We start from the raw sequence: 11,818 nt of genomic DNA, 5'->3' as shown, positions 1-11,818 counted from the left end.
TATCGTTTATCTTTTGACGGTTTTGTCAAGAGGGCAATCAAAAAGTCTAAATTCGTTTTCGAAATATTAATCATATTCTTAATTTTATTTAAACTTTTTTTACTGTCAGATTTCTCTTTTTTAAATATTTCGATACTATTGTATTCATATTTATTTTTAGCAAACTACCATATTTATAAAATAGTTAGATAAATTCATGTAGATTTTACAGTTTTGAAATTTTTTATTGGTTAAAAGTTCTAATAAATTCTGTATAAAGTATATTTAAAGTATTAGGAATAATAACCCCCGTTAATAAGTATTTATTTTTGGTTTATCCTATTTTTGTTTTAGATGAAATAAGTCTTAAACTTAAAATCTATATCATATACTTTATTTTAGAAATGTTTTATTGGATTGAGTTTGTTTTTAATTAACTCATTAATATCTTGATTCAGGGTTTGTTTTTAAATAATTTTGATTTATCTAATAATAAGGAATATTTACGACCAACATTCAAAAAAACTATCCTTTTTTTGAATTAATTTTTTTTTATCATTACTATCAAGCTCCGTGTGATACACATGTAATACTTTTGCGTTTTCAAAAATAATTTATTTGTTTTTTTATATGTTCAACTTTTTGAATTATTATATCTTTTATATAGAATCCATATTGATTCGTATACATCATTTACTTTTATTCTTCAGTTAAAAAGTATACACAGTTGCCTGCAAGCAGACAACTGTGCATATTGGTCTAACGTAATCCTGTTACTTCAAACCCTCCAAAACTATAGTTAATTTCCGAGTTAGCAACATATATGTAACTGCCAGTAGTGCTATCAGCACATGTGAATAATCCTGATGAATGATTATACTCTACAATAACAACTGAATGCGAAAGACCTTGTATTGTTTGTCCTTGACTGTCACGAACATAAAGGCTTGCAAATACTCCATGATTAGTGTTGTTAACTGCATTAGCTATTTCATTAGCAGATGATAATGCAGTAAGTTGGAAATATGATGACATTGATGTTACAACTTGATCAAAACTTAAATCACTATTCAAAGCTTCTTGGACAGTTATATTCAAAAATTGAGCATTACGAATAGCCATATCTGCACCAGTAATTGGATGTCCTAAATAGCTTGACATAAAGGCCATTGCAAAATTAACAGATGCTCCTATTGAACCTGAACCTAATTGTTGTTCAACAGTTGCTGGTAAATAAGTCAAACCGTATGGATCTATATTATCATGTACCCCATCTCCATTAAAATCAAGCCAGTCGGTCATGTCCGATGAGCCCCCAGATCCGCCCCCCGAATTGCCCCCTGAATTGCCCCCCGAATAGTATGAACCAGACATATTCCAGTCGGAATGATATCCTCCATTTAAAATGTAATTTGTATTGGAAAACATATTACTAGAACTCCCCCCACCAATAAAAGCACTTAATGATTGACCGCCCCATTGCATACCGTCCATTGGACCGCAGTCACAATATGAAGTATTCACACAACCTCCAAAAAGGCTCTTACTCTCCACAGGGTTTACTATCTCAATATCTAGAGATAAATTTGACATTTTTTTTCTGCTTTTTTGCATTGTTTTAATCATAGTTTTATATATTAAAGTGTTAATGTAATTTCGTCTATTTTGAGTTTTAATAAGTATAGGTTGTTTATGGCTTTTTGATGTTCTATGGTAATATTATAGGTTTCTACCAGTTGTGCTTTATACTCTGTTATTGTTTTTCGTCCTAATTTTAAAAGCTCAAATAACATTTCGGTAACACTATTTGATAATTTTGATTGCATAGACAACGAACTTACTTGCGATTTAAGCGATGTGTGATAGTTTACTAAATCGTCAATTTGTTCTACCAGTTTCTTTTCTTCTTCTTGCAATTTGTATTCCATGTTTTGTTTTTCAATTTTTGCTATGGCATAATTACTTTTGGCTTTGCCCCAATCTAAAATAGGGATTTTTGCACCTAAGGTTACAAACTGACTTTGGGCTGGTGTGTCATATAAATTTTCTAAACTGTTTGCTGCAGAATTAAGTCCCATGCCCACTTGTAAATTCAAGCCAATAGCACCTTCTTTTTTGATTTTATCAATGTTAGATTCTAATTCAATTAGTTTTATTGTCTTTGTCAACTCAAAGTTGTTTTTTAGTATCGCTTCTTTTAAAGCCTCTTTATCAATTTCATAATTTTGTTCTTCGATTGCTTTAAGCACATACAAATCGTCATTGGAAATGTTTAAAATATTTTTTAGCGATTTTATTCCTGCTGCATGTTCTCGAGTATTAATATCTAATTGCCTTTTGAGTTGTTCCAAAGTAATTTTGGCTTGGTCTACATCTAATTTTAATACTCTCCCAAATTTCAATTTTTCTTCTATTTCAGTAAGAAACTTTTCAGTTTTAGCTATGTTTAGGTTGGTCAGGTCTATTTTTAGCTGTATGGCATGTACTTCTGAGTACATTTTAGAGACTTCATGTTTCAGTTTTATTTTTTCTTTTATAAAACTTGATGTTTCTAGTTTTTGATTCAATGGTATTATTTTTTTGTTCCATTTATAACTATTGAATCCGTTTATAGTTTGCTGGTAGGATATATTTGCCCAATTACTGGAATAATTTGATGTTTTATTGTTAAAGTCTCTATTGTTATTTAGCGAACTTGTAATGCTAAAATTTCCTCCTGTAAATGGCACCACTTGTGAAATATTCAAGTTTATGGATGGATTTAAAAAATTTCTTTCAATAAATTTTTGACTACCATCTGATTGGTTTACCTCTGAGATAGATCTTTGATAGGGAAAAGAAATCGAAGTTGATATTTTAGGTAGTAATGATATTTTATAAAAACTGGATTCTATATTAGATCTTGAAAAGTTATTATCAATTATTTTTGCTTTATTTGATTGATTCATAACTATTTTATTCACTTCATCAATTGTTATTATTGTCTGTGCACCTATTTTACATGTGATTAAGCACAGAAAAAATATTATTAAATATATTTTGTTCATTTATTCAATTATACTTGTCTTTTATATCAACTTTATATATCCGCTAAAAGAGGTTTGTTGCAAAATTATTTATACGTTATCACTCAAAAATTATCAAAAAAATATATAATTCATGTTTTGAAAAACTTTATAGTTTTAAAAAAATGCAAATATATAAGCTTTTTATTATTAAAAAAAAATAAAATAATTTACTAAAATGTAAATAAATTATTAAATCTTTAATATTGGCTTTAACCAACTACAACTAATAAATTAAGTAATTTGATCAAAGCCTAAATTTAAATTAGTATAAAAATTCTTTTCAAAAAATAATATAATTTGCAAATATTAAACAATAATAACTAAGCCGCAATACCTAGTTTTAGTGATATTTTATTTGGCTCCCCCACTAGAGCTTGTCTGTAAATAACGCCTGCTTTTTATATATAAACAAGTCGTATCGTTTGAAACGCTGCTCATTATGAACAACCCATTCACTCATTCACCACAAAAATTTATTAAATCATTTTGAGCCATTTATAACAATCTTAAAAAACTACTTTATCTTTGATAAAACATAAAAGGAACCATCCTTTGATGCATAAATCCAAAGTCAGAATGCCTGAGAAAACCAATGACAAAACTATTTTTTCGCTGCTGGAAGTAACCAAAAGCATAAAAAAAACGCTGGAACAACGGTATTCAAGTTCTTTTTGGATTAAAGCGGAAATGAACAAGCTGAACCATTACAGACATTCAGGGCATTGTTTTCCTGAAATTATAGAAAAAGTAGATGGTAAAATTGTCGCACAATGTAAATCAACCCTGTGGCGTGACGATTACCAAAATATAAATCGCAACTTTCTAAGAATTTTACAGGAACCTCTCAAAGACGGTATTAAAATATTGTTTCTGGCTAAAATTTCCTTTGACCCCGCTTTTGGACTGTCACTCCAAATTATAGATATTGATCCACAATTTACCTTAGGAGATTTAGAGAATGAAAAGCGACAAACCATCAAAAAATTACAAGAAAAAGGAATTTATGATGCAAACAAAAAGCTAGATCTTCCTTTATTACCACAAAGACTAGCAATTATTTCGGTAGAAACCAGCAAAGGCTACGGTGATTTTTTAAATGTAATTGACAACAACAATTGGAATTATAAGTTCTTTTACCTCTTGTTTCCATTCATATTACAAGGTGACAAAGCTGTAACGGGTATTGTTGCTCAGTTAGAGCGAATAAAGAAAGTGATCCATCATTTTGATGCAGTGGCGATTATAAGAGGCGGTGGTGGCGATGTCGGCCTATCCTGTTATAATAAGTATGAATTAGCCAAAGCAATTGCACTATTCCCCATTCCTGTCATTACGGGTATTGGTCATGTTACCAATGAAACCGTATGTGAAATGATCGCGCATACCAATGCCATAACACCAACAAAACTTGCGGAGTACCTCCTTCAAAAATTCCACAATATTTCGGTACCAATTCAAAAAGCAAAGGACAAAATAATCGACAAAGCCAGACGATTGATCAGCGAAGAGAATGCCACATTGGAATCCGAACTTAAATTGTTTCGTTCTTTGACAAATACCATACTTAACAACAATGAAAACAAAATCAAAAATGCGAGCTATGCCATAAAGCAACAATCCCAATTTATCATTAAAAACAACAATAACGTTTTAGAAGCTTTGTATCATAAAACTCAGTTAACTGCGACCGATAGGATCAGGCAATCACAAGTAGCGGTATTATTATTGCAAGAAACTATAAAAACGGCATCCATCAAAAACATTAAAAATGCTGAACTTGCATTGGGAAACATAGATAAAAATATCCAAATCATGGATCCTGTCAATGTGTTAAAAAGAGGTTTTAGTATCACCTATCATAATGGTAAAGCAGTCAAAGATACAACCCACCTTCAAGAGGGAACTACTATAGAAACAGTGCTTTTTAACGGAACGATTGAAAGCACCATCACAAAAATCAAAGAATAAAATGGAAGAAGAACTAAATTATACAAACGCTTTTGAAGAATTGCAAAGTATCGTATCCGAAATAGAACAAGGCGAAATATCAGTTGATGAACTTTCTGAGAAAGTAAAAAGAGCCACAACACTAATTAAATTTTGCAAGTTAAAACTAACCACAACAGCAGAATATGTGAATGCAATTTTAAAAGAACTCGAAAATTAAAAAGTTAAAGGGAAGAGTATGTGTTATCATTCCAAACAAACTAAAATAGCTTTAGAAGTACAAAGTAGGTTCAAGGCTACAATTGACAATCTACTAGAATTCAAACCAGCAACTCATGCCAATGGTTTTGAATATCTCAAAACTCCAGTAATCATTGATGAAAAACCAAGCATCATTACGCATTACAATTGGGGCTTAATACCAGCGTGGGCTCAAGATGAAGACATTAAAAAATTCACCTTAAACGCCAAAATAGAGACAATCAGCGAAAAACCTTCCTTCAAAAACTCCGTAAACAAGCGATGCCTTGTGATTGCCAATGGCTTTTATGAATGGCAAAGGCTTGACAGCAAAGGAAAAAATAAAAACAAATTTGAAATCGGAATTGGGAATGATGATCTCTTTGCTTTCGCTGGAATTTATGCGCAATGGACCAATACAATCACAGGTGAAATCAAAAACACCTATGCTATTGTTACCACCCAAGCCAACACAGTCATGTCAGAAATACACAATATCAAAAAACGCATGCCGGTAATACTAAAACCAGAAGACGAAGCAAAATGGTTGCAACATCATCCTATAGAAGCATTCGCATTTCCATATGAAGTCAATTTGATGGCTAAAAACCTGAATCAAAATTCTCTTTTCTAATAAACAATAAAGCATTATGCTTTCCCAAAAGGGAACGATTACTCTACCTCATACAAAAAGGCGCATTAGATAAACTAGAGTAGACATTCCTAATGTGGCAAATAATAGGAAATCAAGAAAAATTGACTTTACAGATAAAATAGAAACGTATCACTGTTGACGGATCTATTTCAATAATCAATAGCTATTATTTCAATTTTGAAGAGGTCATAAAATGTACCTATACTTCCAATTTCATTTTACGTAATTGTTTTATTTTGGGTTCAATAAAAGAATTAAATGCTCTGGAATGGATGCCTTTACGATAGTCAAGTTTTTAAAAAAGTAAAAAGAAGGATACTGTAATCAGGTTTCAGAATAGCTTTCAGATATGCTAAGAATAAATATTTTGTTAGAACTCTTGTCTATATAGAAAAAGTATTCAATTCTTGATCTTAAACCCCATATTTTTCATCCCATAATAAGAGATAAATATTACTCTATTTTATCTTTCTTTATAATCAATAAAAATTTAAAAACACAAATCCACTCTTGTATTTATTAGAAAACAAGATGCAAACTAGTTTATTAATTAATTAAAAACTAATTAATAAACTAATTAATAAATTAATTAAAAACTAATTAATAAACTAATTAATAAATTAATTAAAAACTAATTAATAAATTAATTAAAAACTAATTAATAAATTAATTAAAAACTAATTAATAAATTAATTAAAAACTAATTAATAAATTAATTAAAAACTAATTAATAAATTAATTAAAAACTAATTAATAAACTAATTAATAAATTAATTAAAAACTAATTAATAAATTAATTAAAAACTAATTAATAAATTAATTAAAAACTAATTAATAAATTAATTAAAAACTAATTAATAAACTAATTAATTAATAAATGTTAGAATTACTAAATGTTAGAACTACTAAATGTTAGAACTATTAAATGTTAGAACTATTAAATGTTAGAACTATTAAATGTTAGAACTACTAAATGTTAGAACTATTAAATGTTAGAATTAATTAATGTGAAAACTAATCAATGAATACACTACCAAATATTCTAATTCGGAATATTATTGTCTTGAATATTACATATGGGATATTTCTTAAAATACATCAATATTTTTAAAAATTATATTTTTTATTTAAATAAATTCAGCTTTTTTTTGTTTTAAACTTAAATAATCAACAATATGATATTAAATGAATTTGAGGTTCTTTCACCACTAAAATCAGAATATGTAATATATGATGAACTAAAGGAAAAGCTTGTCAATATTGAGTTTGTGTCCTTTTCGGAGCAAGATTTTAAGTCTCTGCTTGCACTTTCATTTTCGATTGAATTACATGGTAACTACTTGGAACAACTACCGGGAACAGATCCAAAAAACTTCAATTTAGATTCAAATCGTTATTTTAAAATCACCATTAACTTCGGATTAATACTCTTAGATAATTTATCAGACTTTAAAAAAGAATGGTTCAATACATTACTTTCTAAACCCTATAGATTAGGAGATTTTTTTAAATATCCAGAGATTAAAGAGTTTACTCAAGAGGCATTAATTGATCAATTAAATGTACGACAATGGGAATATGGTAGGTATTTTTTAGAATCATTTTCTAAAATTATGGGTAGCTCTATTGTTAAACAACCTATTAAATCAACACAAAGTAGAGGTGAATTTTGGGATTTAATGTATAAAAAAATGGACGCTATAAAGGAGCCAATAGAAAATTACGAAGCGGTTTTACTTGCGTTTTTTATTAAAAAACATATTGAAAAACAGGATTTAAACATGCGGGATTATTTTTTATTAGGAAGTATCGCTTGTCAAAAAATGCATTTAATTTTTAAACGGGAGCTAAATTTAAAACAAGCTATCAAAGAGATTGTTTCGTTAGATCAAAATTTAAACAAAGGTAAAAGAAGAGGAGGGCCTAAAAGATGATAAAAGCTAATTTAAAAGAAGTATTCGATTACTTGAATAGTGATCAAATTTTGGTTATTTCAATTAAAATTAAAGGAGTAGTTTTTACGTCTGAACAATTAAAACTATTACACGACCATTTAGTTAAAGATAAATCTATTTTTAATTGCATTGAGTTAGATTTAAAATATTATCTATCAAGAAGAAAAGCTTTAATTGTGGTTTTAGAAGAAGATTTTTATGATAGACTTTCATATGATTTTACTGATTTAAAGAAATATGAAAATAAAGCAGCTTTACGGTTTGAAATAAGAAACAAAGAAAAAAACGTTCTCGATACTCCTCAAAAAGTACATCCAAAAAATCCTTGTAAATATTTTAATGGCAAAGATATGGCGTATAAAAAACGACATTATAAAGATGCTATTTCTGAAATTTTGAAAACACCTTTTCATTTTTTTGAAGTAAAAGAAGCTGAGGAAACTTTAAAGGAAACCTATACCAAAATGATCAGTGATGATTGCTAATCTAAAAAGTAAATAGGTCTAACCTTCATCAAAAGTGAAGGTTTTTTTTATGCTTATTTTTTTCCCCTTAAGGCCAAACTAAAATTATAGGTTGTCACGAAGCAAGCCATGTTTTTGATAGCAAAAACCTCCCTTTGGTCGAATGGCTTGGCAGGGTTACACCCCACACCCCGTTTAATTTGTAATCTGGCAGAGCCCTATTTTTAAATGATGCTTTTTCTCTAAAATTTAATCGTTTTTTTATTTTTTGAAAAGTTTAAATCTTAGTGTATTACTCTTCAAATTATCTTCAAATTAATTGGAATCAAATTTACCGTATCGTTTTTTTGATTACGGTAAATCTTTTTTGCTAGCAATTACCCTTATAGATTTGTCATCAGGTAAACGAACAAATGAGTTTTCATTTATCCTAAAATTGAATTGCTATGACAAGACCAAAGAAACATATTCAAGATTTAAAAATGTTCCAAATCAATATCAGATTTACTCTTGATGAGCAACTTCAAATTGAAGAATTTTCTAGATCTTATGGTCTTTCAGTTACTCAATTTATACGAATTAGGTCTTTGAAAAAACAGTTACCTAAATTTTCTATGCTTGGTCTAAATAGAGATTACCTAATTGAACTTTCTCGGATAGGTAATAATATTAACCAAATGGCCAAACTAGCGAATCAAGGCAATCCAAATTTGAAAGGTTTAGAAGAGGATTTATTGAATTTAAAAGAAAAGTTAAATACGATTAAAAATCAATTGTTGGATTAGTATGATAGCCAAGCAAATCATCGGAAAAGATTTTTATGGGGTCTTGTTATACAGTCAAAAGAAGGTTGATAGAGGAGAGGCTATTGTTTTAGATTCTAATTTATCGGCACATTCAGTGGTAAAACAAACCAAAGAGTTTAATGTTATTAGGCAGTTGAAACCCAACCTTTCCAGAGCGGTATATCATGTAAGTTTGAATTTGCCTTATTCTGACTCAGAAAAACTTTCTAATGAAGATTTTGCAAGCTTAAACCGTGATTTTTTAGAGGGTATGGGTTTTGATGACAATCAGTATGTAATTTTCTTACATCGGGATACGGATTTATTGCACACGCATGTTGTGGCAAATAGGGTTAAATATGATGGAAATGTGGTTAGCGATTCTCAAAATTACAAACGGAGTGAGGCACTGGTTCGCAAATTAGAACTAAAATATAATTTAACTAAACTTATACTTAAGGAAGAAAGCAATGTTCTCAGTAAAGGTGAAATAGAAAAATGCTTGAGAACTGGAGACGTTCCTGCAAGATTAGAGTTGCAAAATATCATTTTTGAAACTCTGAATGCGAATATCAATCTTGAGTTATTTATCAAGAAATTAAAAGAAAGAGGAGTAGATACCAAATTAAATCAAAGTAGCACCGGGTACATTTCAGGTATATCTTTTCTGTATAAAGAGATACCTTATAAAGGAAGTGATGTACACAAAAAAATATCTTGGCAAAATATAAAATCTAAACTTAATAATTATGAACAAATCAGAGACCATTCTACTGTTCCAGAAATTGATGCTGGAATTAGAGCAAGTAAAGAAAATGCAATTGGAGTTGAAAACACAGATACAAAATGCGACGAGAATAAGCATCGACAATCAAGTAATCATCGACAAGAAGTTAATCAAACTATTGGAAAAAAGATAGAAAGCAAACTCAAGAAAGGTCTTAAACCATAAACTTCATGTTAGCAGAAACCGCATATCAAGTTATAGAAGCATTAAACGAGAAAGAGAAATCTCGTTTATTTGCTATGCTTGGTGTGCAATCTGAATTGGTGAATAAGACCAAAACAGCAACTAAAAAGATAAAAATACTTTCAGATGCTGAAGCTGTCGAGTATTTATTAAGAAAATTTAAAAAGTGTTCCTATAAGTAGCATATAATTTTAAAAATACAATAAAAATGTTTTGAAATAAAAATCTAATTTTACACTTAGAAAAATATTATTAATCGCGTAAGCTATTGATTTGGTCAAAGAAAACTCGGAATCTTCTTTAACAACCAAAATTGATAGACTTTCGCCTGTGCAAAATACTTGCGTGGGCGTAGTCTTCTGGTTGTTGGGTTTCCGAGTACCTCTTTGACAGTTGACTATTGCTTCACGCATTTTTTGTACACTATGAAAAAGAAAAAAAACACCGCTCGCCGAGATGAAAAATTATATGTTTTCGTCCCTTTCGTAAATTTATTGTTATTTGAAAAATTTGAGTCCCCGAATTTTAATTCAGAGAATTTGAAATTATCTGAAAATTTTATTGAAGCTGTTAATAAAATTCATGAGACTTCTATAGATAGTAGCGACTACTTTAAAACGAAAGTTCAATACTTTATTACAGAATTGTCTGAAGTCAAAAGGCAACTCATTTTTGATTCTATCATTAAAAATGAATTGTTTATGAGCACTATGTCATTCACCTATACTATTGAAAACAATTTACCGATGAACAATGAGAGCTCATTAATTAGTCACACCGAAATCTTAAAAAACTTGCTTGATTTTACTATTAAAGGGGAAATGAGTAAGGTATTATTTTACTTTTTTGGTTTATATTTCGAGCACATATTTTACGTAGAATCTTCAGATGAAAATTATATCTCGCAAACAGCATATGACAATTTATTTAAGAATCTATTGAAAAATCCGTAGGGAAAATAAGATGATAAGTAAAGAAAAAATGAAAATGAAAGATTTGATACAGTTTGGCCTAAATGATCTTTAATTGAAAGTAATATAGGAAAAAGAACATTTTTTAGCATTATCAGTAGTCATTCCTGTGCAATTAATAATGAAATGCACAGGACGTCCTTCTGACAACAAAGCTATTAAGCCATCTACTGATTTTTATGATAGTATTAAGGCAAGTTCAATGAGTAAATTAAATGAAACGTAATATTATTTTATTCTTATTCAACGTTTTTAAATTTGTCTTTAATTATTTTTTTGTAGAATTACTTCAACATAAAGTTCCTCTTTATTGGTCTTATAATTTTTTTTCTTGACAAATTGTAAATGTTTGACAACACCTAATTCTGGTTTGTTTTCTAGAGTATTGATCGTTTTTAGACAATTAGAAAAGGTGCCTTCGAGTGAAAAAATATAACTGGTTGTTGTATTATTGGTTTTGTTGATAACTTGGTGTGGAGCTTTGAAATCGGTTATCTTAACATGATTCTGATTGGTGTAAAGGGTTAACTGTTTTAATAACTCATTTTGAAAAGAAGCTTTTGTTTTGATTTCATGAGCGTTTAAATACTTGTCCAATTGTTTTTCTTTGTACTTTAATTGAGGTATGAGTGTTGGGAGTTGGATCGAATTTTCGATAATTTCTTCTTTAGATTTAAGATCTTTATAATAAGTTATGGTATTACTAATAGCAAAGGAATAGCAAAGATAAAGTGCTACTCCAAAACCCAATAGTAGTATTTTATTTTTTCGATTAAAAGTCATA

Annotated in this window: 12 protein-coding genes; 9 read left to right on the top strand and 3 right to left on the bottom strand. The window is 29.1% G+C overall.

Going from position 1 to position 11,818, the window contains the following annotated elements; all coding sequences use genetic code 11:
- Nucleotides 1-738 precede the first annotated feature (738 nt).
- Together LQ189_RS10925 and LQ189_RS10920 are read right to left on the bottom strand one after the other, a co-directional pair.
- Nucleotides 739-1,533, bottom strand: coding sequence for a hypothetical protein (locus tag LQ189_RS10925; protein WP_230156781.1), 795 nt, complete (start codon nucleotides 1,531-1,533; stop codon nucleotides 739-741).
- A gap of 83 nt (nucleotides 1,534-1,616) precedes the next feature.
- Nucleotides 1,617-2,927, bottom strand: a complete 1,311-nt coding sequence (locus tag LQ189_RS10920) for a TolC family protein (RefSeq protein ID WP_230156779.1) — start codon at nucleotides 2,925-2,927, stop codon at nucleotides 1,617-1,619.
- A gap of 675 nt (nucleotides 2,928-3,602) precedes the next feature.
- Here LQ189_RS10920 and xseA point away from each other — a divergent pair.
- The 9 genes from xseA to LQ189_RS10875 all read left to right on the top strand — a co-directional run bounded on the left by xseA (nucleotide 3,603) and on the right by LQ189_RS10875 (nucleotide 11,016).
- A complete protein-coding gene (gene xseA, locus LQ189_RS10915) occupies nucleotides 3,603-5,015 on the top strand; it encodes an exodeoxyribonuclease VII large subunit (protein WP_230156777.1) in 1,413 nt (470 codons plus the stop codon).
- A 1-nt stretch (nucleotide 5,016) separates the two neighbouring features.
- Complete coding sequence (gene xseB, locus LQ189_RS10910) at nucleotides 5,017-5,214, top strand: exodeoxyribonuclease VII small subunit (protein WP_230156775.1); 198 nt, start codon at nucleotides 5,017-5,019, stop codon at nucleotides 5,212-5,214.
- Between the two features lie 18 nt (nucleotides 5,215-5,232).
- The gene (locus tag LQ189_RS10905; RefSeq protein ID WP_230156773.1) at nucleotides 5,233-5,868 is read left to right on the top strand and encodes an SOS response-associated peptidase; all 636 of its coding nucleotides are present in this window, start codon (nucleotides 5,233-5,235) and stop codon (nucleotides 5,866-5,868) included.
- A 1,196-nt stretch (nucleotides 5,869-7,064) separates the two neighbouring features.
- Nucleotides 7,065-7,823: a hypothetical protein gene (locus LQ189_RS10900; RefSeq protein WP_230156771.1), complete on the top strand. Its 759-nt coding sequence runs from the start codon at nucleotides 7,065-7,067 to the stop codon at nucleotides 7,821-7,823.
- Nucleotides 7,820-8,329, top strand: coding sequence for a hypothetical protein (locus LQ189_RS10895; protein ID WP_230156769.1), 510 nt, complete (start codon nucleotides 7,820-7,822; stop codon nucleotides 8,327-8,329). Before LQ189_RS10900 ends, LQ189_RS10895 begins: the two co-directional genes overlap by 4 nt.
- A 425-nt stretch (nucleotides 8,330-8,754) precedes the next feature.
- Nucleotides 8,755-9,093: a plasmid mobilization relaxosome protein MobC gene (mobC, locus tag LQ189_RS10890; protein WP_230156767.1), complete on the top strand. Its 339-nt coding sequence runs from the start codon at nucleotides 8,755-8,757 to the stop codon at nucleotides 9,091-9,093.
- 1 nt (nucleotide 9,094) lies between these two features.
- Nucleotides 9,095-10,045 carry a relaxase/mobilization nuclease domain-containing protein gene (locus LQ189_RS10885; RefSeq protein ID WP_230156765.1) on the top strand — a complete coding sequence of 317 codons (951 nt, stop codon included), beginning with the start codon at nucleotides 9,095-9,097 and terminating at the stop codon, nucleotides 10,043-10,045.
- A 5-nt stretch (nucleotides 10,046-10,050) separates the two neighbouring features.
- A complete protein-coding gene (locus LQ189_RS10880) occupies nucleotides 10,051-10,245 on the top strand; it encodes a hypothetical protein (protein ID WP_230156763.1) in 195 nt (64 codons plus the stop codon).
- A 357-nt stretch (nucleotides 10,246-10,602) separates the two neighbouring features.
- A complete protein-coding gene (locus tag LQ189_RS10875; RefSeq protein WP_230156761.1) occupies nucleotides 10,603-11,016 on the top strand; it encodes a hypothetical protein in 414 nt (137 codons plus the stop codon).
- Nucleotides 11,017-11,298: 282 nt separating this feature from the next.
- On the opposite strand, the gene LQ189_RS10870 is transcribed toward LQ189_RS10875, so the two are convergent.
- Nucleotides 11,299-11,817, bottom strand: coding sequence for a general secretion pathway protein (locus LQ189_RS10870; protein WP_230156759.1), 519 nt, complete (start codon nucleotides 11,815-11,817; stop codon nucleotides 11,299-11,301).
- Nucleotide 11,818 lies beyond the last annotated feature (1 nt).

Source organism: Flavobacterium sp. CECT 9288, from assembly GCF_918731615.1.
Lineage (GTDB): Bacteria > Bacteroidota > Bacteroidia > Flavobacteriales > Flavobacteriaceae > Flavobacterium.
Note: the sequence above shows the minus strand (reverse complement) of the source record. Positions and strands in the feature narration are given on the sequence as shown.